The organism is Agrobacterium sp. El2ro-1b, from assembly GCF_048298475.1.
GTDB lineage: Bacteria > Pseudomonadota > Alphaproteobacteria > Rhizobiales > Rhizobiaceae > Agrobacterium > Agrobacterium fabrum.
In genome coordinates this window covers 1,514,090-1,538,809 of record NZ_CP103458.1, presented here as the reverse complement: position 1 = coordinate 1,538,809, position 24,720 = coordinate 1,514,090, and the positions used below count along the sequence as shown (strand labels likewise).

At 59.1% G+C, this 24,720-nt stretch carries 26 protein-coding genes and 2 tRNA genes; 16 read left to right on the top strand and 12 right to left on the bottom strand.

What is annotated here, in order from left to right:
* The first annotated feature begins 78 nt into the window (after window positions 1–78).
* Window positions 79–3,462 (top strand): DUF3971 domain-containing protein, encoded by a 3,384-nt coding sequence (locus NYR50_RS07670; RefSeq protein ID WP_418135542.1) that lies wholly within the window; start codon window positions 79–81, stop codon window positions 3,460–3,462.
* Between the two features lie 44 nt (window positions 3,463–3,506).
* Here the strand turns inward: NYR50_RS07670 and tyrS are convergent, their stop codons facing one another.
* A complete protein-coding gene (tyrS, locus tag NYR50_RS07665) occupies window positions 3,507–4,760 on the bottom strand; it encodes a tyrosine--tRNA ligase (RefSeq protein ID WP_418135541.1) in 1,254 nt (417 codons plus the stop codon).
* Window positions 4,761–4,908: 148 nt separating this feature from the next.
* On the opposite strand from tyrS, the gene NYR50_RS07660 reads away from it, so the two are divergent.
* Window positions 4,909–6,030 carry an anhydro-N-acetylmuramic acid kinase gene (locus NYR50_RS07660; RefSeq protein WP_418135540.1) on the top strand — a complete coding sequence of 374 codons (1,122 nt, stop codon included), beginning with the start codon at window positions 4,909–4,911 and terminating at the stop codon, window positions 6,028–6,030.
* Between the two features lie 240 nt (window positions 6,031–6,270).
* Here NYR50_RS07660 and NYR50_RS07655 read toward each other — a convergent pair whose 3' ends face one another.
* Entirely contained in the window at window positions 6,271–6,948 is a 678-nt protein-coding gene (locus tag NYR50_RS07655) for an alpha/beta hydrolase (protein WP_003495402.1), read from the bottom strand.
* A gap of 211 nt (window positions 6,949–7,159) precedes the next feature.
* On the opposite strand from NYR50_RS07655, the gene NYR50_RS07650 reads away from it, so the two are divergent.
* The 8 genes from NYR50_RS07650 to sufA all read left to right on the top strand — a co-directional run bounded on the left by NYR50_RS07650 (window position 7,160) and on the right by sufA (window position 14,724).
* Window positions 7,160–8,329 (top strand): cysteine desulfurase family protein, encoded by a 1,170-nt coding sequence (locus NYR50_RS07650; RefSeq protein ID WP_418135539.1) that lies wholly within the window; start codon window positions 7,160–7,162, stop codon window positions 8,327–8,329.
* A gap of 199 nt (window positions 8,330–8,528) precedes the next feature.
* Complete coding sequence (gene sufB, locus NYR50_RS07645; RefSeq protein WP_003507956.1) at window positions 8,529–9,998, top strand: Fe-S cluster assembly protein SufB; 1,470 nt, start codon at window positions 8,529–8,531, stop codon at window positions 9,996–9,998.
* 58 nt (window positions 9,999–10,056) lie between these two features.
* The gene (locus tag NYR50_RS07640) at window positions 10,057–10,398 is read left to right on the top strand and encodes a GIY-YIG nuclease family protein (RefSeq protein ID WP_418135538.1); all 342 of its coding nucleotides are present in this window, start codon (window positions 10,057–10,059) and stop codon (window positions 10,396–10,398) included.
* Between the two features lie 111 nt (window positions 10,399–10,509).
* Window positions 10,510–11,265 (top strand): Fe-S cluster assembly ATPase SufC, encoded by a 756-nt coding sequence (sufC, locus tag NYR50_RS07635; protein WP_418135537.1) that lies wholly within the window; start codon window positions 10,510–10,512, stop codon window positions 11,263–11,265.
* 22 nt (window positions 11,266–11,287) lie between these two features.
* Window positions 11,288–12,559, top strand: coding sequence for a Fe-S cluster assembly protein SufD (sufD, locus tag NYR50_RS07630; protein WP_418135536.1), 1,272 nt, complete (start codon window positions 11,288–11,290; stop codon window positions 12,557–12,559).
* Window positions 12,552–13,802, top strand: a complete 1,251-nt coding sequence (locus NYR50_RS07625) for a cysteine desulfurase (RefSeq protein WP_418135535.1) — start codon at window positions 12,552–12,554, stop codon at window positions 13,800–13,802. Before sufD ends, NYR50_RS07625 begins: the two co-directional genes overlap by 8 nt.
* Before the next feature lie 37 nt (window positions 13,803–13,839).
* On the top strand, window positions 13,840–14,223 hold the full coding sequence (locus tag NYR50_RS07620) for an SUF system Fe-S cluster assembly protein (RefSeq protein ID WP_010971890.1): 384 nt from the start codon (window positions 13,840–13,842) through the stop codon (window positions 14,221–14,223).
* A gap of 111 nt (window positions 14,224–14,334) precedes the next feature.
* A complete protein-coding gene (gene sufA, locus NYR50_RS07615; RefSeq protein ID WP_418135534.1) occupies window positions 14,335–14,724 on the top strand; it encodes a Fe-S cluster assembly scaffold SufA in 390 nt (129 codons plus the stop codon).
* 202 nt (window positions 14,725–14,926) lie between these two features.
* On the opposite strand, the gene NYR50_RS07610 is transcribed toward sufA, so the two are convergent.
* The 4 genes from NYR50_RS07610 to NYR50_RS07595 all read right to left on the bottom strand — a co-directional run bounded on the left by NYR50_RS07610 (window position 14,927) and on the right by NYR50_RS07595 (window position 18,513).
* A complete protein-coding gene (locus tag NYR50_RS07610; RefSeq protein ID WP_006314125.1) occupies window positions 14,927–15,217 on the bottom strand; it encodes a hypothetical protein in 291 nt (96 codons plus the stop codon).
* Window positions 15,218–15,282: 65 nt separating this feature from the next.
* Complete coding sequence (locus NYR50_RS07605; RefSeq protein ID WP_080808281.1) at window positions 15,283–16,491, bottom strand: ABC transporter permease; 1,209 nt, start codon at window positions 16,489–16,491, stop codon at window positions 15,283–15,285.
* Window positions 16,481–17,200, bottom strand: coding sequence for an ABC transporter ATP-binding protein (locus NYR50_RS07600; RefSeq protein ID WP_418135533.1), 720 nt, complete (start codon window positions 17,198–17,200; stop codon window positions 16,481–16,483). Before NYR50_RS07600 ends, NYR50_RS07605 begins: the two co-directional genes overlap by 11 nt.
* A 14-nt stretch (window positions 17,201–17,214) precedes the next feature.
* Window positions 17,215–18,513, bottom strand: coding sequence for an efflux RND transporter periplasmic adaptor subunit (locus NYR50_RS07595; RefSeq protein ID WP_174008699.1), 1,299 nt, complete (start codon window positions 18,511–18,513; stop codon window positions 17,215–17,217).
* A gap of 237 nt (window positions 18,514–18,750) precedes the next feature.
* Here NYR50_RS07595 and NYR50_RS07590 point away from each other — a divergent pair, with 237 nt between their 5' ends.
* The 3 genes from NYR50_RS07590 to NYR50_RS07580 all read left to right on the top strand — a co-directional run bounded on the left by NYR50_RS07590 (window position 18,751) and on the right by NYR50_RS07580 (window position 19,985).
* Window positions 18,751–18,906 (top strand): hypothetical protein, encoded by a 156-nt coding sequence (locus tag NYR50_RS07590; protein WP_418135532.1) that lies wholly within the window; start codon window positions 18,751–18,753, stop codon window positions 18,904–18,906.
* Between the two features lie 293 nt (window positions 18,907–19,199).
* Window positions 19,200–19,550, top strand: a complete 351-nt coding sequence (locus NYR50_RS07585; protein WP_418135531.1) for a cupin domain-containing protein — start codon at window positions 19,200–19,202, stop codon at window positions 19,548–19,550.
* Between the two features lie 216 nt (window positions 19,551–19,766).
* Window positions 19,767–19,985 carry a hypothetical protein gene (locus tag NYR50_RS07580; protein ID WP_418135530.1) on the top strand — a complete coding sequence of 73 codons (219 nt, stop codon included), beginning with the start codon at window positions 19,767–19,769 and terminating at the stop codon, window positions 19,983–19,985.
* 53 nt (window positions 19,986–20,038) lie between these two features.
* Here NYR50_RS07580 and NYR50_RS07575 read toward each other — a convergent pair.
* Window positions 20,039–20,115 (bottom strand) — tRNA-Arg (locus NYR50_RS07575).
* Window positions 20,116–20,177: 62 nt separating this feature from the next.
* Window positions 20,178–20,483: an ETC complex I subunit gene (locus NYR50_RS07570; protein ID WP_010971882.1), complete on the bottom strand. Its 306-nt coding sequence runs from the start codon at window positions 20,481–20,483 to the stop codon at window positions 20,178–20,180.
* A 269-nt stretch (window positions 20,484–20,752) separates the two neighbouring features.
* On the opposite strand from NYR50_RS07570, the gene NYR50_RS07565 reads away from it, so the two are divergent.
* Window positions 20,753–20,829, top strand: a tRNA-Pro gene (locus NYR50_RS07565).
* A 52-nt stretch (window positions 20,830–20,881) separates the two neighbouring features.
* On the opposite strand, the gene NYR50_RS07560 is transcribed toward NYR50_RS07565, so the two are convergent.
* A complete protein-coding gene (locus NYR50_RS07560; protein WP_418135529.1) occupies window positions 20,882–22,024 on the bottom strand; it encodes a ceramide glucosyltransferase in 1,143 nt (380 codons plus the stop codon).
* A 210-nt stretch (window positions 22,025–22,234) separates the two neighbouring features.
* Window positions 22,235–22,504, bottom strand: coding sequence for a DUF982 domain-containing protein (locus NYR50_RS07555; protein ID WP_006314278.1), 270 nt, complete (start codon window positions 22,502–22,504; stop codon window positions 22,235–22,237).
* Between the two features lie 213 nt (window positions 22,505–22,717).
* Here NYR50_RS07555 and NYR50_RS07550 point away from each other — a divergent pair, with 213 nt between their 5' ends.
* Complete coding sequence (locus tag NYR50_RS07550) at window positions 22,718–22,966, top strand: BON domain-containing protein (RefSeq protein ID WP_003522642.1); 249 nt, start codon at window positions 22,718–22,720, stop codon at window positions 22,964–22,966.
* A gap of 60 nt (window positions 22,967–23,026) precedes the next feature.
* On the opposite strand, the gene NYR50_RS07545 is transcribed toward NYR50_RS07550, so the two are convergent.
* Window positions 23,027–23,509, bottom strand: a complete 483-nt coding sequence (locus NYR50_RS07545) for a DUF192 domain-containing protein (protein ID WP_418135528.1) — start codon at window positions 23,507–23,509, stop codon at window positions 23,027–23,029.
* Complete coding sequence (locus NYR50_RS07540; protein ID WP_092768544.1) at window positions 23,509–24,087, bottom strand: cold-shock protein; 579 nt, start codon at window positions 24,085–24,087, stop codon at window positions 23,509–23,511. The genes NYR50_RS07545 and NYR50_RS07540 overlap by 1 nt, the downstream gene beginning before the upstream one ends.
* A gap of 192 nt (window positions 24,088–24,279) precedes the next feature.
* On the opposite strand from NYR50_RS07540, the gene NYR50_RS07535 reads away from it, so the two are divergent.
* Entirely contained in the window at window positions 24,280–24,720 is a 441-nt protein-coding gene (locus NYR50_RS07535) for a VOC family protein (RefSeq protein WP_006314281.1), read from the top strand.

The window sequence follows — 24,720 nt, the reverse complement described above, 5'->3', positions numbered from 1 at the left end:
ACATTCGATATATAGCGAAACCGCGCGTCGTCCAGTGTTGCGGCGAAACAAAAGCTACTTAGAGGCAAACACGGGCGTATGGCTGAAATAAGGGGTGAAAAGGTTACGTTCGGCAAGCGCGATATGGTTGCGCTGCACGAGCTTCCTTCGGCTCAGGCCGAAGACCCGATCATCGTGCATTGCCCGGCGCCGCGGTCCATGGTGCGCGCTTTCTGCAAGATTTTTGCGGCCCTTTTCGTGCTGGCTTTCCTGTCCATCGGCGGCATCATCGTGTCGGTCGAGACCGGCTCCATCGACAAGGCGCTTTCGAGCCAGGCGCAGCAGGCGCTGGAAAAGGCGCTCGGCCCCCATTACAGCGCACGGATCGGCTCCTCGGCGATCCGGTTCTCCACCGGCCTGCAGCTGGCGCTGGTGGCAGAGGACGTGGATATCGTCGAGAAGGAATCCGGCCAGCATCTGAGCCGGGCGCGGGCAATCGGCATGGCGCTCGATCCGCTTGCGCTTCTGGCTGGCCATGTTTCGGTGCAGAGCCTCGAAGCCGACGGCATGGAACTCGATACGGCGCTTTTGCCGAAGGGCAACGGTTTCGATCTCGCCAGCATCAAGCTTGATGCCGTGCCACAGCAATTGCAGGCGGCCTTCGGGCAACTCGACAAGCTTGCGCAGGCTTTTCTGAGCAGCGGCACCGAAGAAATCGATATTTCCAGCGTTTCGGTTCACCTGCCGCCCAGCGAACAGGGCAAGCCGCGCACCATCGAAGTGCGGGAACTTTCGCTGACACCGGATCAGCAGGGCGGATATACGCTCGACGGAGAAACCCTGTTTAACGGGGAAATCGCCAGCGTGTCGCTCAGGACTTCCGGCGCAGGTGGTGTGATCGACGGTTTCGACGCCCGCATCGATGGTTTCGACATTGGCCCGTTCCTCGAAAAATTCGATCCAGACGGAAATCTCCATGAAGGCCTGAACGTCAAGACCGGCGTGAATATTGTTGCCCGGCGCGCGATGGCAGCGCAGGAGCCGCGGCTGGAGGTTTCGGTCGGTCTCGGCAATGGAACGCTGATGATTGGCGGCGAGGCGCAGCCCTTTACGACTGGCACCGTGCATGCGCGTTATGATTTTGCGAAAAACAGCGTGGTCATCGACAATTCGCAGGTGGAGCTGGGGCGGACGATCATTCCCGTCACCGGTGAAATCAGCGATACGGAAGAGGGATTCGGCCTTTCGCTGAGAGTAGATAACGGCGTTGCTTCCTCCGAAGCCTCCGGTGAGGCGCCTGTTTCCTTCAACCTGAAAGCGGACGGGCATTTTGCGACAGCCACAAAGCAGCTCGATGTTCCCTCGCTTTATGTCAGCGGCCCGCTCGGAGACATGGCGGGATCGCTGAAAATCCGGTTTGGCGAGGGTTCGCCGGAAATCAGCTTCGGCGGCCAGATTCCAAAGATGGAGGCCACGGCCGTCAAGCAGCTCTGGCCGTTCTGGATGGCGCACAAGCCGCGTGACTGGGTGGTCTCCAATCTCTACGGCGGCACCGTCACCAATGGGTCAATCGCGATCTTCATTCCGCAGGGACGGATGTGCGGCCCGGGCTGCCCGCTGGTGCTTGGCGAAAGCGAAATGCAGATCCGCTTCGATATCGACGATACGCGCCTCAACACGACGGGCGATATTCCACCGCTGCGTGACGTCGATGCGCATTTCGACCTCGTCGGCGGCAAGATGGCCGTCGATATCAAGCAGGCGACATCCTATTTCCCGTCCAACCGGACGCTTTCGCTGGAGGACAGCCGCTTCCTCATTTCAGATGTGTATGAGAAGCCGCTGCTCGGAAATCTCGAGCTTAACGTGTCCGGTGCCGCCGATGCCGTGGCGGAGCTTGCGACGCTCAAACCCATCAATGCGCTCAAGGATACGCAGTTCAAGCCGGAGGATTTCACCGGCGACGTGAAGGCCAATGCGAAGCTGACTGTTGGCATGCTTTCCAGTCAGAACCCGCCGCCGCCGGTGTGGACGGCCGATCTCGACCTGAAGAACCTTGCGCTGACCAAACCCTTTGCCGGCCACAAGGTGACTGCGCTTGACGGTTTCATGTCGCTGAACGACCACCAGCTCAAACTGGAGGGCAAGGGCCGGGTGGACGATGTGCCGATGGATATCGTGATGACGGAGCCGGTGCGTAAAAACAGCAACGTCGCTCCCACTTTGTCCCTGAAGGCCACCTTGAACGAGACGCAGGTCGCCAAGCTCGCGCCTGAACTTTCCACCGTCCTTGGCGGTACGACGGCGATCGAAATCGACGGCGCCGACCCGAAAAGCCAGGACATCAAGCTCGATCTCACCAAGGCATCGATCATCCTGCCGGGGCTTGGCTGGAGCAAGGGCATCGGCATTCCCGCCAGCGCCGCCTTCACCATACAAGTGGCGGACGGGCGCACGACGGTCAGCGATTTCTCCCTCGATGGCGACGGTTTCGGCGCCGCCGGTGATATCACCTTCAGCAAGAACGGCCTGATTTCCGCCGATCTCAGCCGCGTGAAACTCTCGCCGTCCGACAATTATGCCGTTTCGGTCGCTGCGTCCAAGAACGGCTATATCGTCAATGCGTCGGGTAAATCCGCCGATCTGCGGCCCTTCATCTCGAAGCTGCGCAGCCCCTCGAGCGGTGGTGACGGCGCATCCCGCTCGCAGCCCACGCTTTCCGTTAAGGCGCAGTTCGACAGGGTTTATGGCTTCAACGACGAGGTGCTTGCCAACGTCAATGCCGATGTCAGCGTGCGGGATGGCAAGGTGCGCTCGATCGATGTGCGCGGCGTCACCGGCAATGGCCAGGCGGTGGTTGTGCAGACCGTCAATCGCGGCGCGACTGGAACCGTCACGCTGACCAGCAGCGATGCCGGTTCGCTTGCCCGTTTTGCCAATATCTACAGCCGTATTCGCGGTGGTCTTCTCAATCTGGCGCTCACGACCTCGAATGGCAGCGACTGGAGCGGCTCGCTCGACCTGCGCAATTTCGCCGTCGTAAACGAGGCCAAGCTGCAGGACATTGTCGCCACGCCGACGGGAGAGGACGGTAGAAGCCTTAACAATGCGGTGCGCCGCAATATCGATGTCAGCTCGGAAAAGTTCCAGCGTGGTTTTGCCCGGGTGGTTTACGTCAATGGTTCGGTGGCAGTCGAAAACGGTGTGGTGCGCGGTGAACAGATCGGCGCGACATTCCAGGGGCTATTGAAAGATCAGAGCGGCCGCATGGAGATGACCGGCACCTTCATGCCTGCTTACGGGCTGAACCGGCTCTTCGGCGAGTTGCCGTTCATCGGCATCTTCCTCGGCAACGGCCGCGACCGCGGCCTGCTCGGCATCACCTTCAAGCTATCAGGCCAGACGGACCAGCCGAAGCTGACGATCAACCCGCTGTCGCTGATTGCGCCGGGTGTCTTCAGGCAGATTTTCGAGTTCCAATAAAAAGGGCCGCTTTCGCGGCCCTTGATGCGGGTTTGACGCTGGTTTTACGCCGGGCGAACCAGAACGTGCTTCTTCTTGCCAACCGAAAGCTTGATGACGCCGTCACCGGTCACTTCACCGGTGCCGATCATCTGGCGCTCGTCCGAAACGCCCTGATCGTTGATCTTCACTGCGCCACCCTGAACATGGCGGCGGGCTTCGCCATTCGATCCGGCAAGGCCGGCGCGAACGATGAGGGAGAGGACGCCGACGCCGGCTTCGAGTTCGGATGCCGGAACTTCGATGGAGGGCAGGTTCTCGGCAAGCGCGCCTTCCTCGAAGGTCTTGCGCGCCGTTTCCGCGGCCTCTTCCGCGGCAGCGCGGCCATGCAGGATCGCCGTCACTTCCGTCGCGAGGATTTTCTTCGCTTCGTTGATCTCAGATCCGCCAAGCGCGGCGATGCGTGCGATCTCATCCATCGGCAGCGTGGTGAAAAGCTTGGCGAAGCGCACGACATCCGCGTCTTCGGTGTTGCGCCAGTATTGCCAGAAATCATAGACCGGCAGCAGGTCCTTGTTCAGCCACACGGCACCGGACGCGGACTTGCCCATCTTCGCACCCGAGGAGGTGGTGAGCAGCGGCGATGTCAGCGCATAAAGCTGCGGTGTCCCCATGCGGTGACCGAGGTCGATACCGTTGATGATGTTGCCCCACTGGTCGGAACCGCCCATCTGCAGCCGGCAGCCAGTGCGCTGGTTCAGTTCCACGTAGTCGTAGGCCTGCAGGATCATGTAGTTGAATTCGAGGAAGGACAGCGATTGCTCGCGGTCGAGACGCGTCTTCACGCTGTCGAAGGACAGCATGCGATTGACCGAGAAATGGCGGCCGACATCGCGCAGGAATTCGAGGTAATTCAGACCACGCAGCCAGTCGGCATTGTTGATCATCAGCGCCGGGTTCTCGGCGCGGTCGTAATCGAGGTAATTGGCAAAGACGTGCTTGAGCGAGGTGATGTTGTCCTCGATCATGTCGATCGTCATCAGCTTGCGGGCCTCTTCCTTGAAGGAGGGATCGCCGACCATGCCGGTGCCGCCACCCATCAGCGAGATCGGCTGGTGGCCGGTCTTCTGCATCCAGTGCAGCATCATGATCTGGGTAAGGTGGCCGACATGCAAACTGGAAGCCGTCGGGTCATAGCCGATATAGGCGGTCACGGTTTCCTTGGCGAACAGTTCGTCGAGACCTGCCTCATCGGAGATCTGGTGAATGAAGCCGCGCTCATCGAGCGTGCGGAGGAAATCGGACTTGAACCTGGACATAACCTTTTACTTTCTGGTTTGATCTTTTCCGTCATTGAAAGCCAATGAACGCCGGGGCTTTATCATTGTTTTTTGAAATGTGCACCCGTTTCGGCCATGAATATCGGGATTCACGTCATCATGATTCGATATTGCAAGGGAGCGGCGCGTGGGCGAGGTCAAAACGGCAATCGGGCTGATGAGCGGCACATCGATGGACGGCATCGATATCGCGCTTCTGCGCACGGATGGCGAAAGCGTGGTCCGGCACGGGCCGAGCGGTTATTTTCCCTATGATCCGGGTCTGCGGGCCATCTGGCAGAAGGCGCTCACGACAGCCAAAGCCATTCGCGAACGGCGCGAACGTCCGGGCGATCTGGGGGAGGCCGAAGGCAAGCTGACGCTTGCCCACGCGGCGGCGGTCAAATCCTTCCTCCAACGCCATAGACTTTCCCCCGGTGATATCGACGTGATCGGTTTTCATGGCCAGACGGTGCTGCACCGGCCGGATGAGGCATTGACCGTGCAGATCGGCGACGGCAAGCTTTTGGCCTCCGAGATCGGCATCGACGTGGTTTACGACATGCGCGCCAATGACATGGTGCATGGCGGGCAGGGTGCGCCGCTCATTCCGGCCTATCACATGGCACTGTCAGCCAATCTGCCGGATGGGTTCGAAACGCCCGCCGTCTTCGTTAATATCGGCGGCATCTCCAATCTGACCTATATCGGCGAGGGCGGGCGGCTTGCCGCCTTCGACAGCGGTCCCGGCAATATGCTGATCGACCAGTGGATCGAGGCGCATACCGGCAAGGCGTTCGACAAGGGCGGCAGGACGGCGGCGGGTGGCAGCGTCGTTGCCTCGCTCGTCACGCGCTATATGGAGAGCCCGTTCTTCTCGGCCAATATCCGCCGCTCGCTTGACCGCGGTGATTTCATGCCGCCGCAAAAGGGTGAGGTTTCGCTGGCGGATGGCGCGCGGACGCTGGCGCATCTGACGGGGGCGGCGATCCTCAAATCGGCGGGCTATCTGCCGGAAGCGGCGAAGACCTATGTGGTCTGCGGCGGCGGGCGGCTCAATCCGGTGATCATGGCGGAATTTGCCGAGCTTGCCGCAAAGCAGGGCGCGCGGGTGATCGCGGCGGAAGAGGCGGGTTTCGATGGCGGGGCGATGGAGGCGGAGGCTTGGGCCTATCTGGCGGTCCGTTCGCTGAGGGGGCTGCCGCTGACCTATCCGGGGACTACGGGGGTGAAGGAGCCGGTGACGGGTGGGGTTTTGGTGCGGGCGTAATTTGAGGACGGTGAGTGTGGCTTACCCCCCTCTGCCCTGCCGGGCATCTCCCCCACAAGGAGGGAGATCGGCAAGATGCCTGCTCCCCGCCTGAAATTCTACCGTTGAATATGGCCTGAAGGTAGCCACGATTCGATCTCCCCACCTGTGGGGGAGATGCCCGGCAGGGCAGAGGGGGGTAAAGCACACCGCCGGAGCTATCGAAGGGATATCAAGCCTGCCCAGATGCCGGGCCGCCAATCACCGAATACGCTTCGCCGCCGGTTCCGGCACAAGCTCACCATTCAGGCGACGGTCGAGGTAGTCCTCGCATTCGCCCATCAGCTCATCCACCTTGCCGTTGAAGAAGTGGTTGGCGCCGGGAAGCGTGCGGTGGGTGATGAGGATGCCCTTCTGGGTCTTCAGCTTTTCGACCAGACCATTCACGTCCTTCTCAGGCGCAACCTTGTCGGCATCGCCGTTGATGATGAGGCCCGAAGAAGGGCAGGGGGCCAGGAAGGAGAAGTCGTAGGTGTTGGGCTGCGGCGCAATCGACATGAAACCTTCGATTTCCGGGCGGCGCATCAGTAGCTGCATGCCGATCCAGGCGCCAAAGGAATAACCGGCGACCCAGCAGCTTTTCGAATCGGGATGCAGGCTCTGCACCCAGTCGAGAGCGGAAGCAGCGTCGGAAAGCTCGCCGGCGCCATGGTCGAACTCGCCCTGGCTGCGGCCGATGGAGCGGAAGTTGAACCGGAGCGTCGTGAAACCACGCTTCTGGAAAAGATAGAAGAGCTGGTAGACGATCTGGTTGTTCATCGTCCCGCCGAACTGCGGGTGCGGATGAAGGATGATCGCTATCGGCGCGCTCTTTTCCTTGGAGGGTTGATAACGGCCTTCGAGGCGACCCGCAGGGCCGTTAAAAATGACTTCGGGCATTGGTACTCCGGTCGTGTTTTTTCATTCCCGAACCGCATTCTTCCGATGAGAAGACTTGACGAACTGTGTCATCTTTTCTAGAACGCAGTTTAGAATAATTCGAAACTTTGCGTGTGCTCAAGCACTCGGGTCGTGTCATAAGGCAAGCGCAACTGTAATTTCAAGAAAAATGCGTTTTGGCGCATATAAGATTGAGCGAAGCTTTTCCGCTATGACGGGTTTAACGCGTACATATATGGACTGGAACGCCACGGCGCCGCTTCTGCCTGCCGTGCGGGACATCCTTGTGTCCGCGCTTGATCTTGCCGGCAATCCGTCTTCCGTGCACCGGGAAGGGCGCGCTGCCCGCGCCGCCGTGGAGGCTGCCCGCCGTGACGTCGCCGCCCTTGCCGGCGCGCAGGCATCCCATGTCACCTTCACCAGCGGGGCGACCGAAGCTGCCAATCTGGTGCTAACGCCGGAATTCAAAATGGGGCGCGCGCCTGTGCGTTATGGGCGGCTTTACGTGTCCGCCATCGAGCACCCCGCGTTCCGGGAAGGCGGCCGGTTCGATAAGGCTGACGTTACGGAAGTTTCCGTTACGTCAGCGGGCGTCATCGATCTCACCGCGCTTGAGGCGCTGCTGTCGTCGCATGACAAATCCGCTGGTCTGCCGATGGTCGCCTGCATGCTGGTCAATAACGAGACCGGCATTCTCCAGCCGGTGGCGGAAGCCGCGCGGCTCGTGCACGCGGCCGGCGGCTTGATGGTTGTCGATGCCGTGCAGGCGGCGGGCCGCATTCCGCTCGATATCCATGCTCTCGATGCGGATTTCCTCGTTCTCTCGTCCCACAAACTTGGTGGCCCGAAGGGTGCCGGCGCTCTCATCTCGCGCGGTGAGGTGATGATGCCGAAGCCACTGATCCATGGTGGCGGGCAGGAAAAGGGACATCGCTCCGGCACGGAAAATACCCTGTCGGTCATCGGTTTTGGTGCCGCCGCTGCCGTGGCGGCTGAGCACCTGGCGGACGAGGCGGCGCGTCTTGGCGCGCTGCGGGCGAAGCTGGAGGACGGCATGCGGGTGAATGCGCCTGATGTCATCATCCATGGTGCGGATGTGGCCCGTGTGGGCAATACGACCTTCTTCACCCTGCCGGGCCTGAAAGCGGAAACGGGACAGATCGCCTTCGACATAGAAGGCATTGCACTCTCGGCCGGTTCGGCCTGCTCCTCGGGCAAGGTGGGCGAAAGCCATGTGCTGACGGCGATGGGGCACGATCCCAAGCTCGGCGCGCTCAGGATTTCCCTCGGTCACGCGACTGACGAGTCGGATATAAACAGGACGCTTGCGGCGTTCACGAAAATTGCCGGGCGGCGCAAGCTTTCCGGTCAGGCCGCGTAAAATGCGGCAAAGAATTGCGGAATAGCAATTTTCCGCTTGCCGGGATGTGTGAAAAGCGCCATCCCGCACTTACATGGGTATAAGCTCCGCCCCGTTTATGCGGGCCCGGATATTTGCCCGAAGATGGATGAAGGCGGCTTTCCGCCTTGATACGTTGACAAGCCACCGGACCTTGGCTCCGGCGAGATTGGAGAACGACATGGCAGCGGTTCAGGAAACGATCGATCAGGTTCGCCAGATCGATGTGGACCAGTATAAATATGGCTTCGAAACCGAAATCGAAGTCGACAAGGCCCCGAAGGGCCTTTCGGAAGAGGTGATCCGCTTCATCTCGGCCAAGAAGCAGGAGCCGGAATGGATGCTGGAATGGCGTCTTGAAGCTTACAAGCGCTGGCTGACGATGGAAGAGCCGACATGGGCGCGCGTCAGCTATCCCAAGATCGATTTCAACGATCTCTATTATTATGCCGCACCGAAAAGCACGCCCGGCCCGAAATCGCTGGACGAGGTCGATCCGGAGCTGCTGAAGGTTTACGAGAAGCTCGGCATTCCGCTGAAGGAACAGGAAATCCTGGCCGGCGTCGAAAACCGTCGTGTGGCGGTGGATGCGGTGTTCGACAGCGTCTCCGTTGTCACCACTTTCAAGGCGGAACTGGCGAAGGCCGGCGTGATCTTCATGTCGATCTCCGAAGCCGTGCGCGAATATCCTGATCTGGTGAAGAAATATCTCGGCTCGGTCGTGCCGCAGACGGACAATTTCTACGCGACGCTGAACTCGGCTGTCTTTACGGACGGTTCCTTCGTGTTCGTGCCGAAGGGCGTTCGTTGCCCGATGGAGCTTTCCACCTATTTCCGCATCAACGAAAAGAACACCGGCCAGTTCGAGCGCACGCTGATCATCGCCGAAGAAGGCGCCTACGTTTCCTATCTGGAAGGCTGCACCGCACCGCAGCGCGACGAGAACCAGCTTCACGCCGCCGTTGTCGAGCTTGTGGCGCTTGACGATGCCGAAATCAAATATTCCACCGTCCAGAACTGGTATCCGGGCGACAAGGACGGCAAGGGCGGCATCTACAACTTCGTGACCAAGCGCGGCGATTGCCGTGGCAACCGTTCGAAGATCTCGTGGACGCAGGTGGAAACCGGTTCTGCCATCACCTGGAAATATCCGTCCTGCATTCTGCGTGGCGATGACAGCCGTGGCGAATTCTATTCGATCGCGGTTTCTAACGGCCATCAGCAGATCGACAGCGGCACCAAGATGATCCATCTCGGCAAGAATACCTCGAGCCGCATCATCGCCAAGGGCATCGCTGCCGGTTTCTCGGAAAACGTCTATCGCGGCCAGGTCTCGGCCCACCGCAAGGCGACCAACACGCGTAACTTCACGCAGTGCGACAGTCTGCTGATCGGCGACAAGTGCGGCGCGCATACCGTGCCGTATATCGAGGCGAAGAACTCGTCTGCTCATTTCGAGCACGAGGCGACGACGTCAAAGATTTCCGAAGACCAGCTGTTTTATTGCCTGCAGCGCGGCATTCCCGAGGAGTCGGCGATCGCACTGATCGTCAACGGCTTCGTAAAGGATGTCATCCAGCAGCTGCCGATGGAATTTGCTGTCGAGGCGCAGAAGCTGATCGGCATTTCGCTGGAAGGGTCTGTGGGTTAACTCTTGCTCGACGTCATCCTCGGGCTTGTCCCGAGGATCTGCTGTGGTGGATGTTTGGATGGGTGGCTTCGTCTACATGATGTCCGACAAACCGCGCGGGGTGATCTACACCGGCGTCACCGGCGATTTATGTGGACGGATATGGGAGCATCGAAACGCGGTACGGAAGGGTTACACAGAGAGATACCGGGCGAAGAACCTCGTCTGGTTTGAGACCCACCCGAACATCGTGCTGGCAATCCAGCGGGAGAAATCTTTGAAGCGTTATATGCGCGAATGGAAAATCAGGTTGATAGAAGAACTAAATCCGACCTGGATGGACCTTTACGAGCGCATAAACGAAATCGCCAACGCCTATCGGCCGCATGAGAATACGCGGAAGTGGGGCGACTATAATTGACGTGATTAGATCCTCGGGACAAGCCCGAGGATGACGGATGTAAAAGTTGAGACAGGCCCATGGGGTCCACGAGGCGGTCCTTGAAACCGCAATACGGATAGGAACTAAAACATGCTTGAAATCATCGACCTGCACGCAAAGATCGCCGATACCGAAACCGAGATCATCAAGGGCCTCAACCTGAAGGTTGCCGCTGGTGAAGTCGCCGCCATCATGGGGCCGAACGGTTCCGGCAAGTCGACGCTGTCCTACATCCTGTCGGGCCGCGAAGATTATGAAGTCACCTCCGGTGATATTCTCTATAACGGCGAAAGCATTCTGGAGCTGGACGCCGCCGAGCGCGCCGCCAAGGGCATTTTCCTGGCCTTCCAGTACCCGGTCGAAATTCCCGGCGTTGCCACCATGCAGTTCCTCAAGGTTGCGATGAACGAGCAGCGCAAAGCGCGTGGCGAGTCCGAGTTGACGACGCCGGACTTCATCCGCCGCGTCAAGGAAGCGGCCGGTGATCTGAAGATCGACATGGAGATGCTGAAGCGTCCGCTGAATGTCGGCTTCTCTGGCGGTGAGAAGAAGCGCGCTGAAATCCTGCAGATGGCACTCCTGGAGCCAAAACTCTGCGTTCTCGACGAAACCGATAGCGGTCTCGACATCGACGCCCTGAAGATCGTGGCTGATGGCGTCAATGCGCTGAAGTCGCCGGATCGTGCCACCGTCGTCATCACCCACTACCAGCGCCTGCTCGATTACATCGTGCCTGACAGCGTTCACGTTCTCTACAAGGGCAAGATCATCCGTTCGGGCGACAAGGCTCTGGCGCTGGAGCTGGAAAACAATGGTTACGCCGACATCATCGGTGACGCGGCCTAAGTTTGGCCAGGAGGTGATGTCCATGAACATTCAAACGACCAACCGGCTGACGCCAGCGGAAACCGCGCTGATCGACGCCTATACCGCCAAGTTTAGCGAATTGCCGGGCAATGGTGCGGTTGTCGCCGCCCGTGACGTGCTGTTCGACGATCTGAAGACCGGCGGTCTTCCGACCCGTCGCATCGAGGCTTGGCACTACACCGATCTGAAAACGCTGCTGCGCGCCATTCCGGATGACCAGCCTGCGCCCGTTATCGACAAGCAGGCATCGCTTGTCGCCGGTTCGCCCGTCGCCTATGTGCTGCACGGCACGGCCAATATCGGCAAGATCGAAGACATCAGCGTTTCCAGCTTCGCCGAGAGCCTGCTTGATGGCACGGCTGCCGCAGGCCTTGCGGAAGCGAGCAAGGACGACGTGATCGGCCGCATCAACGGCAGCTTCGTGCGCGATGGTCTGGTACTCGACATTCCGGCCGATGCCGAGATCGAAAAGCCGATCGAATTGCAGGCCGTCCATGGGGCAGGTCAGGTTCACAGCCGCTTCCCGGTGCGCTTCGGCAAGGGTTCCAAAGCGACCGTTATCGAGCGTCACCTTTCGGTGACTTCGGATGCGGCCCTGGTGTCCTCCGTCAGCGACATCGTCGTTGAAGACGGCGCGGAAGTGACCTGGATCATCCTGCAGAGCCAGGGTGCGGCCGATATTCATCTTGGCCAGCTGCGCATGAAAATCGGCGCGGATGCCAAGGTGCGCATTTTCATCATCAATGCCGGTGGCAAGCTGGTGCGGCAGGAACTGCGGATCGACGTGGAAGGTGAGGGCACTGATCTCATCGTCCGCGGCGTCAACCTCTTGGGTGGCGAAACGCATACCGACGTGACGATGGTGCTTGGCCACAACGTGCCGAACACCACCTCGACGGAAGTGTTCCGCAACGTGGTGTTCGACCGTGCAAAGGGCATTTTCCAGGGCATGATCCGGGTTGCACCCGATGCCCAGAAGACCGATGCGAAGATGGCGTGCAATACGCTGCTGATGTCCGACGATGGCGAGTTCTCGGCAAAGCCGGAGCTTGAAATCTTCGCCGACGACGTTCAGTGCGGTCACGGTGCGACGGTTGCCGATATCGACGACAACCATCTCTATTACCTGATGGCGCGCGGCGTGCCGCGGGCCAAGGCGCGGGCGATGCTCGTCAACGCCTTCGTCGCCGAGATCGTCGAGGAACTGGAAGAAGAAAATCTGGTAGAGGCGCTGGAGGCGATCATCTCCGGCTGGCTGGAACATCATGCCTGAGAGCGAACGCGCCGCAGTGGCGGCCCCTTATGACGTCGAAGCCGTGCGCAAGGATTTTCCGATCCTGTCGCGCGAGGTCTACGGCAAGCCGCTGACCTATCTCGACAACGGCGCGTCCGCTCAAAAACCGCAGGTGGTGATCGACGCCGTCTCGCGTGCTTATTCCAACGAATATGCGAATGTGCATCGCGGCCTACATTTCCTCTCCAATGCCGCCACCGACGCCTATGAGGCGGCGCGCGAAAAGGTGCGCCGTTTCCTCAACGCCGGTTCGGTGGACGAGATCGTCTTCACCAAATCCTCGACCGAGGCGATCAATACGGTCGCTTACGGTTACGGCATGCCCAAGATCGGCGAGGGTGACGAGATCGTCATCTCGATCATGGAGCATCACTCCAACATCGTGCCGTGGCATTTCATCCGGGAACGGCAGGGCGCAAAGCTCGTCTGGGTGCCTGTCGATGATGACGGCGCGTTCCACATCGAGGCTTTCGAAAAGAGCCTGACGGAGCGCACCAAGCTCGTTGCCATCACCCATATGTCGAATGCGCTCGGCACCATCGTGCCGGTCAAGGAAATCTGCCGCATTGCCCATGAGCGCGGTATTCCGGTGCTGATCGATGGTTCGCAGGGCGCGGTTCATATGCCGGTCGATGTGCGCGATATCGATTGCGACTGGTATGTGATGACCGGCCACAAGCTTTACGGTCCCTCGGGCATCGGTGTGCTCTACGGCAAGGCTGATCGCTTGCGCGAGATGCGGCCGTTCCAGGGCGGCGGCGAGATGATCCTCGACGTCTCCGAAGACAATGTCACCTATAACGAGCCGCCGCACCGTTTCGAAGCCGGCACGCCGCCCATCGTGCAGGCGATCGGGCTTGGTTACGCGCTGGATTACATGGACAATCTCGGCCGTGCCGCGATTGCGGCCCACGAGGCCGATCTTGCTGCTTACGCCGCGGAGCGGTTGCGCGAGGTCAACTCTCTGCGCATCATCGGCAATGCGCCTGACAAGGGCGGTATTTTCTCCTTCGAACTCGAGGGTATCCATGCCCACGACGTCTCGATGGTGATCGATCGGCGCGGCGTTGCCGTGCGGGCCGGCACCCATTGCGCCATGCCGCTCTTGAAACGGTTCGGCGTCACCTCCACATGCCGGGCATCGTTCGGCCTTTACAATACCCGCGCCGAAGTAGATCGTCTTGTTGAGGCGCTGGACTATGCGCGCAAATTTTTCGCCTGATATCGGCATAGATGAGATCAGGATTGAGGATCAGACCATGACTGCGGAAGCCACTGCAAAGACACAAGATGCAACGGAAGAAGCGGCAAAGCCGTCTTCCATTCCGCCCGACGAGCTGGCGCGTCTCAGCGACGACGTGATCTCGGCGCTGAAAACCGTCTACGACCCGGAAATTCCGGCCGATATTTTCGAACTCGGTCTGATCTACAAGATCGATATCGAGGACGACCGTATGGTGAAGATCGTCATGACGCTGACAGCGCCGGGCTGCCCGGTGGCTGGCGAAATGCCGGGCTGGGTGGAAAACGCTGTTGGCGCTGTCGAAGGTGTTTCCGGCGTTGACGTGTCGATGACCTTCGATCCGCCATGGACGCCGGAGCGCATGTCGGAAGAAGCGCAGGTCGCCGTCGGCTGGTATTGAGACTGAAGCGATTTTGACAGGCGTCATCTCTTGATGACATTGTCGGGTGCACTTAAATTGAATTCCATAAGCATCGAGCCTTGAACTCGATTGTCGAAGGAGAATGAGCCCATGGGCTTTGCGATCATGACCATGACCGGGGCTGCCGCCTCGCGTGTTAAAGCAATCGTCGATAATTCCGGACCCGACGCCAAGGGCGTGCGTATCGGCATCAAGAAGGGTGGCTGCGCGGGCATGGAATATACCATTGACCTCGTGACCGAAGCGGATGCGAAGGACGATCTGGTTGAATTCGACGGTGCGAAGGTCTGGGTTCAGCCCTCCGCCGTTCTCTACCTGCTCGGCACGCAGATGGATTTTGAAGTGACCAAGATGCGTTCGGGTTTCACCTTCAATAATCCGAACCAGACCTCGGCCTGCGGCTGTGGTGAATCGGTCGAATTGAAGCCTGCCGATCTGGCGGCGCTGGCGAAGCAGCGTGAGGCTGAGGCAAGCGTTTAAGAGCCAACGCGCCCTGTGCGTCGGCGAAGCAGATTTTTCTTGTGTATGCGCGCTCCTCCAAACGCGACGTCGTCCTCTGGCTTGTCCCGAGGATCCGCAACTGATTGATTTTACTCAACGTGATTAGATCCTCGGGACAAGCCCGAGGATGACGGAGGAGAGGTGTCGGATTTCAATTCCCGGAACTGACTGTCGCCGGAAATCAGCTATCGAGGTGCGACGCCTGCTGTTTGAGTGTTTTGATGAAATCCGCCAGCGGATGAATCGGTGGCGTCGTCGTCAATAGCGGTTCGAGAGCGGCAGCGATCATCTTGCAATCGTCTGCGGAGAGCGGCCGAAGGTTCGATACGATTTTGTTGTAAGCCGGTGTCCCGCGTGCCGCTAAAGAGCGATTGATCACAAACTGCTCTGTCTGCCCATCCATTCGCTCCACGAAGAGGGCGAGTGAACCGCCGTCAGCGGCAGCCGCGCTGTCCGATACCGATTTGAACATAGAAACCCCTTCCGGCAATTTGTGAACCTATTCGCTCGAAGCCGTTGCAGCATCGACCGCTTTCCTCACTCGTGCCGCAACGCCTCGATCGGGCTCAAACTCGCCGCCCGCCGTGCCGGGAAGTAACCGAAAATCACCCCGATGGCCGCTGAAAAGGCAAAGGCGAGGAAGATGATCGACGGGCTGGTGACGAAGGGCACGTTGAGGAAGCTGACGACGCCGTAAGCAAGGCCGAGCCCCGTCAGAATGCCGACGATACCGCCGAAGGCCGATAACATGACGGCCTCGACCAGAAACTGCGTCAGCACCTGTTTTTCGAGCGCGCCGATGGCGAGGCGGATGCCGATTTCGCGGGTGCGTTCTGTCACCGACACCAGCATGATGTTCATGATGCCGATGCCGCCGACAAGAAGGCTGACGGCGGCGACCGCACCCAGAAGCCCGGTGAGCAGTGTCGTCGTGCCGGTCATGGCAGAGGCGATCTGTGTCATGTCGTTGACGGTGAAATCATCCTCGCGGCCAATGTTGATGCGCCGCCGCTCACGCAGCAGGTTCTGCAGGTCGCTCTGCACCTTGGCGGTGGAAACGCCGTCCTGTGCCGAGACCATGATCGAGGAGATGGTGGTGGTGCCGCCGATGCGCCGCTGGTGGATTTTGAGCGGCATGATGATGGTGTCGTCCTGATCGTCACCGAGGCCGGACTGACCTTTTCTGGCGAGGACACCGATGACGGGGCAGGAGATATTGCTGACTCGGATTGTCTGTCCGACAGGATTTTCCGCGCCAAAAAGTTCCTGACGCACCGTTTCGCCGATGATGCAGCCGATCTGGCCGCCGCGGTCTTCGGCAGGCTGGAAATCGCGGCCGAGCGCAATGGTCCAGTCCTGCGCTATCAGATAATCGTTGGTGGTGCCGATGACGCTCGTCTGGTGGTTCTTGCCGCCGAAAATGACAGTGGCCGCGGAACTGCGGTTCTGTGGCGCGACGGCGCGGATGCCTGATATCTGGTTGCGGATGGCCTCAACATCGCGGTCATCGAAACGCTTGGCTTCCGTGCTGGCGCGGCCGGGGCCGAACTGACCGGGGCGCACGAACAGCATGTTGGTGCCGAGCCGCGACAGTTCCGATTTCACCTGTTCCGTCGTGCCGTTGCCGATGGTGACCATGGCGATGACGGCGGCCACACCAATGACGACGCCGAGCACGGTGAGGAAGGAGCGCAAAAGGTTGCGGCTGATGGCGCGCAGCGCAAGACGTGACGTTTCAAAGAACATCGGATGTCTCCTTTTCGTCGGCCGCGCTGTCGGAGGCGAGGTGGCCATCGACGAAGCGCAGCAGGCGTCCGGCGTGGGCGGCAATATCCTCTTCATGGGTGACCATGACGACCGTGATGCCCCTGTCGCGATTGAGCGCCGTGATCAGTTCCATGATCTCGTTGCTGGTTTTGGTATCGAGGTTACCCGTCGGCTCGTCGGCCAGAAGCAGGGCAGGGCGGGTGACGATGGCGCGTGCAATGGCCACACGCTGCTGTTGGCCGCCGGAAAGCTCCTGCGTGGTGTGATCCTCGCGACCCTTCAAACCCACCTGTGCCAGCGCCTCCATGGCGCGGGCGCGCCGTTCGGAGGCCTTCATGCCGCGATAGACCAGCGGCAGCTCGACATTTTCCACCGCCGAGGTGCGGGAAAGAAGATTGAAGCCCTGAAACACGAAACCCAGCATGTGCCGGCGCAGCAGCGTCAGGTGCTCATTATCGAAGCCGCTGGTCGGCACGCCCTGAAACAGATATTCGCCAGCCGTGGGTACATCCAGACAGCCGATGATGTTCATCGAGGTGGATTTGCCCGAGCCTGATGGCCCCATGATGGCGACGAATTCCCTCTCGTGGATCGACAGGCTGACGCCATCGAGCGCGCGAATGGTTGCTTCGCCGCGGCCATATTGCTTGACGACATTGCGGAATTCGATGAGCGGCGGCTGTTGCATGCGGTTCTCCCCCGTCAGCCGGCGTTGCGGGTCGTAGCGTCGGTAATCACCAGATCATCGGCTTTCAGCTCGCCCGATTTTACCACGGTGTGCTGGCCGTCGGTGGAGCCGGTTTCGATGGCGACGGAGACGGGCGCGTTGTTGCGCAGCACCCAGACGGTTCTTTTGCCCGTCGCGGCCTGACCGGCGTCGCGGTTCTGCGAGCGGCCCATGCGGGGCGGGCGGAACAGGCTCATCAACCCGCCGCCACGGGAAGCGGATTCGCGCGGCGGCGTGTAGCGAAGCGCGGAATTCGGCACCAGCAGTGTGTCTTTGATTTCTTCAACAACGATATTGGCAGTTGCGGTCATGCCCGGGCGCAGCAGCAGTTCGGCATTATCGACAGTCAATATGCCCTTATAGGTCACCACATTGGATACGGTTTCGGACGCGAAGCGGACAGTCTCGATTTCGGCCGGGAAGCTGCGGTCGGGATAGGCATCGACGTTAAACGTGGCCTTCTGCCCGGTTTCGACCTTGCCGACATCCGCCTCATCCACCGAAACCTGCAATTCCATATGGCGCAGATCGCCGGCGATGGTGAAGAGCACAGGCGCGTTGAGCGAGGAGGCGACGGTGGCGCCGGGATCGACGCTGCGGGTGAGGATGACGCCATCGATGGGCGAGACGATCTTGGCTTTGCCGAGATTGACCTCGGCGAGCCGCAGATCCGCCTCTGCTGAAAGCACGGTCGCCTCGTTGACCTGCAACGTCGCGGCGGCAGCATCGTGGGTGAATTGTGCGGCATCCAAATCCTGCTGGCTGGACACCCTATTCTGCACCAGAGACCGCAGACGCTCCATGGATGTCTTTGCCGAGCCGAGATCGGCCCGCGCCTTCAGCACGTTGGCCTTGGCGGAGGCGAGTTTGGCGCGGGCGCTCTGCACATCGGCTTCGAGCTTGTTGGTGTCGAGCTCGGCCAGAATATCGCCTGATTTGACCGGCGTATTGTAGGTGACGTTGACCTTGCGCACCGTGCCGGACAATTCACTCGATATATCGACCTGATCCGTCGGCTGCACCGAGCCGGTGGAGGTGACGATGACGGAAAGATCGCCCTGACGTGCAGGTTCCGTGGTGTAGTTGTAGGCAACACCCGCCGCGCGTGACTGGTAATAATATCCAAGGCCGCCGCCAATCAGCACAATGGCCGCCGCGATATAAAGAAACCGACGCGATTTCTTCTTCCGGCCGTTTCTGTTCGTTCCCAGAATCTCACGCAGATCGGGCTGGCTGTCTGGTGTATCGCGGCCATTGCCGTTGGCGTCATTCATTCTCGTCACCCGCAAAATTCAAAATACCACAGAGGGTTGTTTCAGCTCTGCGCTTTGTCCATCCGTCCGTCGCTGTGTATTCCTCTGATTGTGGGAAGTGACATAGCTTGCCTCTAGGGTGAAGTGAAAACTTGGTAATATTTATGATAGTTCTGGTCTGCTAGAGATAAGCACTGGAAAGGCCGATGCCACTAAAACAGCAGAGGTTTCAGCAATGACATTCAGGACGATGATAGAATGAACGACAATGTGGTGAAGTTCCGCAAACCGGTGCCACCGAAAAAACCGCGCCAGCCGATGGGGCCGAAAGCGAAGAAGGCGCTGACGATTGTGGCTGTCGTCGCGTTTTTTGTGGCGGCTTGGGGGTATTTCACGCTGATGGGGCGGGGGTAGGGCGAAAGGGCCAGCGTTGGCGCTTTTGCTTTGGGCAGAGTGGACGGCGCAAGTGTGCAAGTCGGCTAAAGCGGGTGTTTCTGGAGGCGATTGAGGTTTGGGGCACGGCCGATTCTGATGGCGGCTGTTGGTCCTGAACGGTCATTCCGGGATTGGTTTCCTAAAGGTCGAGGTGGGGTGGGTTGCGGACAGGCGGCTTTAGCAAGTGGCCGTTTGAAACCGACACTATCGAAGTGGCTGCCAGTCGGCTATGCCTTAAGTTGCAACCGCACTGACCTGATTAGGAGATAGCGATGACAGGGGCACGCGTGATGAACCGCGCAGAATGGGCGGAGTCCGAAAATGTCTGGCACGGCGAGTTTGAGGGAAAGGCATTTGGCACAAACGCGTCTGTGATGTTCTTTAGCACCGATGAAATCGGCAAGGGTCCCAAGCTTCATCAGCATCCTTACGACGAGATTTTTATAGTTCGAAGTGGCGAGGCAAAATTTACAGTCGGCGGCCAAGAATTTTGCGTAACTGCGGGGCAGATCGTTTTCGGTCCTGCGAACGTGCCGCACAAATATCAAAACACTGGGACGGCCCCTCTGGAAATGATCGATATCCATGTTTCGGCAGTCTTCAATCAAATTGATCTCGAGTAAGCAGTAGCCGTTGACGTGAGGCACGTCCGTTTTTGGCGAAGTACATAGCCTTCCTAAAGTCAGATATGGGCGAAATGATCCCTCCCGGAGCAATTTGAGGTGTCTGCAATTGGCGCAAGTTGCCCAAGCGATACTTGTAGACGCTACTGTAATAGCAGCTTGCCCGTAGGCTCATACCCAATACCTTTATCAACACAGCCAAGGGAGGTGGAATGTATGAAGGGTTTTCGCGACAGTGTCCTTTTTCCGCTCACGCTCCTGACCGGCGGCGTGGTCGCGTTTTTTCTCTTTCTCTACGTCACTGGTCACGATCCGGATGAGCGACCCTTGACCCTGGTCGAGTGGGTTATCGGCGGCATGCTGATAGGGCCGGGTTTCGGTTATCTCGTGAAATGGAGAACGATGAAGAACAACCGCGATGCAAACGCAGACTGATCGCGTGCTGCGATAAAATCCGTCCAGTCATTCATCGGTGATTTGAGGAGCGGTGGCGACCCCTGCAGGATTCGAACCTGCGACATTCGACTTAGAAGGTCGACGCTCTATCCAGCTGAGCTAAGGGGCCGTTATGCCGGGCAATGGATGCTCCAGCAGAAATCTTCAATGGGCGTGTTTCAGTGCGCCGTTTCAGTGCGTCCAGGGCTGGGTGCGGTTGAAGCGGAAATTGTCGGTGTAGGAAACCACCTTGCGGGTTGCTTCCTTCGGCAGGATGACGCGGTATTCGATGCCCTTGCGCTGTGCATAGGCTTCGGCCTGTTCCTGCGTTTCGAATGTCAGCTTGACCTGCTGCTTCATGTCGGAACTGGAGGTGTAGCCCATGATCGGATCGATCTTGCGCGGAACCTCGGCGTCGAATTCCAGAACCCAGACATTGGTCTTTGCCGTGCCGGATTGCATGGCGGTTTTTGCAGGGCGGTAAATCTTCGCAGACATGTCGAAACTGCTCCGGTTGGACAGTGGGGCGTTTACATCCCCGAATTATTCTTCACGTACCTGAATAGAATAACCAAATCGTGTCAGGAACGTTGAATTTGAAATGGACTGACTTCAGGTGAGAGTCAAGACGATTATCCCGCGCTTTCCTTATCCCACCGCTGCCACGCCGGCCGCGGATTTTGCCGATCTAGGCCATGACTGAACAAAGATGAATTTCCCTGTTGCGGACTTCAGGTGAACCGTGTATTCCCCAGCCATCGCCTCGGCGGAGTGTAGCGCAGTCTGGTAGCGCATCTGGTTTGGGACCAGAGGGTCGGGAGTTCGAATCTCTCCACTCCGACCATTTTAAAGCTGAACATCAGCTTTCCGGCGTAACTCCCAGGAAATATTCTCAGTTATTCCGCAGGCGGACCCGCCAGGGTGCTCTCAGCCGTGCCGATCGTCATGACATTGCCGCGCCAGGCCACCGCGCTGCCGATCCAGCTGCGCGCCCAGACGACGGGCATGATCAGGTCGCGGGCGATCATGGCCGGCAGCGTATAGAGCGATACCGGCCAGCCATTGAGGGCAGCGAGCGCCAGTTCCGGGCCGTACATGAGGGCGAGGACGACGGAGGCGGTCGCGGCGAGGTTCACATCCATCATGGCGGCGGCGGCAAGTGCGAAAAGAAGCGGCGGCAGCGCGCCGGTCAGGATTTCCGGTGCGAAATATTGCGGAAAGGTCACGCGTCTCAGCCGCGCCCAGCGGGTTTGGCGTGACCAGATTTCGCCGGCATGGCGCTGGCCGAGCGGTTGCTCGAATGGGGCGGAGACCAGATGCACCTTGCGGCCGGCGCTTCGCACCAGCTTCGTGGACGCGGCGTCCTCGGCGATTTCGGCGGCGAGTGCGCGAATGCCGCCACGGTCCTCCAGGAACGGCTTGTTCCACAACATCGATTTGCCCTGTGCGAAACCGATGCCGATCGCTTCCGCTGCATATTGCCAGCGGCCCTGCGAGCCATTGAGGAAGGCGCATTCCACATTGGCCCAGAACCCCACAGGGCGGGAACCGAGCGGTGGCGAGCAGACCAGCCCGCTATCCGGCCGCCAGGCCGACATCATTGTGGCAATGTAGGACTTTGGCATCAGCACGTTCGAATCGGCGAGAATCACCCATTCATGCCCGGCGGCCCGCCAGCCCTTGACGCAATTGTTCAGCTTCGGATTGGCGCTGACGCGGTCGTCACCGATCAGCAATTGCATGGAGACCGAGGGAAATGCGGCCGCGGCCTTGCGGACTTCCGCGATCACGGGATCGGATTCGTCTGCGACGCAGAACAGCAGCTCATAATCCGGCCAGTCGAGCCCGAAGGCACGCGAGAGCGTCAGCGGCGTGAAGTTCTCGACGCCCCGCAACGGCACCACCAGCGAGACCGGCGGCTTTTGCTGGACAAGATCGTTTTCCGCGTCCCGTCTCGTCAGTCGCCAGCCGGCGAGAACAATGCCGAGAAGATTAAAGGCGAGGAGCATAATTGCGCAAAGGGCAAAGACGGTTTCCATGCTGGCCAGTTCCACTCCCAAGCTTTCGGCGGGTCACCCGCCAATCGATTCCATGGAATTCGTCTCTGCCGATTATAACGTTTGCGTGACAGTTACATGTCATGATCGGCAGGCGCGAGGCTGCGCCGTGCACGAAAGCGCTGCGGAAGCCTCGCGCAAAGAAAAGCCCTTCATGAAGAAGGGCTCAATCATCATGACGGTCAGTAACTTTTAGTGGACGTTCAGGATATGGGCATGACTGCTTGCAACGAGAAACGATTCCCGTGCTATCTCGATGTCACATTTGCCAGCAATGGCATTGAGGCAGTTTCTGCGCGCTTCTTCATATTCAGGCCCATGTTCCTCGGGCCAGCGGTACATCAGCATGTCGAGCGCCACCAGCGGGCTGTAGATCTCCACGGCGACGCAAAGCGGCAGGTGGATTGCCACCGGTTTCATCCACGAGGCGTGGTGACACGGCTCTGTTCTGTTGATCAGCATGTCATTTTCCTCCCTGTTTCACGCGCCTTCATGGCGGTGTTTGCTCCCATGCGCGAAATGCTCGCCTCACGAAATGGTTCCCGATCACCTAAAATGTGATCGATCAGGGGGTTCCAATTTTCCAAGATGAATGGAAGATGAACAAATAGATGAACCGGAGATGAACAAAACCGCCCTCGGGGCGTTGTTGTGTCCATAAGAAGGAGAACGCATATGTTCAATTTGTCAGGCATTCAGGAAAGCTTTTTCGGAGACCGCATGGCTGGCGTATGTCAGGCAATCACTTCGGCGCTGGCCTTCGAATCGGGTCTCGAAAAGTCGCGCATTTCCGCGACCGTCGAAAATGACGTGATCTATCTGGAAGGCACGGCCGATTCGGTCGAGGCGATCGACATCGCCATCAATCTTGCCGCTTCCATCTCCAATTGCCGGATTTTGAGCCATATCGAGCCGGTTTACTGATTATTGCGCCAGCCGGGCGAAAGGTCGTCCGGCTCATTCAGACACAATAACGCGGCAATGTTATTTTCGGTTGCCGATCTGCGCGCTGCGGACAATGTCGCCAGGCTTGATGCCATAACGTTTCGCGGCGCCTCCATTCAGCTCAAGCACAAATTTCACGGGCCCGCGGGAGCTGATGATCGCTTCCGAATGGGGAACCGCGTTTTCATGGATATGAGTGATTCGGCCGTCACTGGCGATGAACAGCATATCGAGCGGGATGAGGGTGTTGCGCATCCACATGGCGACGGCGCGTGTTTCACCGAAATCGAAAAGCATGCCGTTTTCTGGCGGCATGGACTTGCGGAACATCAGGCCCTGCGAGCGCTGGGCGTCGTCCAGCGCCAGTTCGGCAACGAAGTCCTGGGTTTTGCCCGAGGCCGTCTCGATGGTCAGCGGCTCGGAGGTGAATGTCTGGCGTTCCTGAGAGTGTGCGGCGCCGGCTAGCGTGAAAAAAACAAGCGCCATGACGGCACTTTTCAGCATGGGACGCAGGCCGGACATCAATGCGACATCCCGATGGAAACCGGGTTATCGGGATGGATTTCCGCCGCCATCAGGCCCTTGTCGCCATCGCCGTAACGCACCAGCACCACCTGGCCGGGCCGCAGCTCCGTCAGGCCGAAACGGCGCAGCGTTTCCATATGCACGAAAATATCTTCCGTTCCTTCGCCGCGCGTCAGGAAACCGAAACCCTTGGTGCGGTTGAACCACTTGACGATGGCGCGCTCAAGCCCGCTATACGGCGTCACCTGCACATGGGTGCGCACCGGCGGCAGCTGCGACGGGTGAACGGCGGTCGACTGATCCATGGACAGGATGCGGAAAACCTGGAAACCGCGGTCGCGCCGCTGGATGAGGGCGACGATTCGCGTGCCTTCAAGTATGGTCTGGTAACCGTCGCGGCGCAGGCACGAGACGTGCAGCAGCACATCCTGTGTGCCATTATCGGGCACGATGAAGCCGAAACCCTTGGCGACGTCGAACCATTTCACGACGCCGGTGATTTCGGTCAGGTCGACGGCATCGCCCGAAAGGTCCTCGACATCGACTATCGTTTTCGATGACATCCTATCAGCCATATCCTGCCAACCCCTCGATTACGCGCCATACACCGGTCAACTGATTCCTGTGCGCCAGATTAACATCTTGGTAACGGTTTCACGCAAGCCCTAGTTTTTGATTTACGCACCTGCTTTTATGTCGCCGTCCTTGTCCGGGGCTTGCCATCGTGCGTTTAACGGCTTCGGACCCGTGTAATGGAGAGGAATAAAATGCGGTATCTGCACACGATGGTTCGCGTCAAAGACCTTGGCGAATCACTTAAATTCTACGTCGACCTTCTGGGTCTCACGGAAATACGCCGAATCGAGAATGAAAAAGGCCGGTTTACGCTGGTGTTTCTTGCCGCCCGCGACGACATTGCTGCGGCGAAGGAAAACAAGGCGCCGTGCCTGGAGCTCACCTATAACTGGGATACTGAGGATTATACCGGCGGCCGCAATTTCGGCCACCTGGCTTATGAAGTCGACAATATCTACGACTTCTGTGCGCGTCTTCAACAGAGCGGCATCGTCATCAACCGTCCGCCGCGTGACGGGCACATGGCTTTTGTGCGGTCACCGGATGGTATTTCATTCGAAATTTTGCAGAAAGGCGAAAGCCTCGCACCAGCCGAACCGTGGATATCTATGCAGAATACCGGTTCCTGGTAG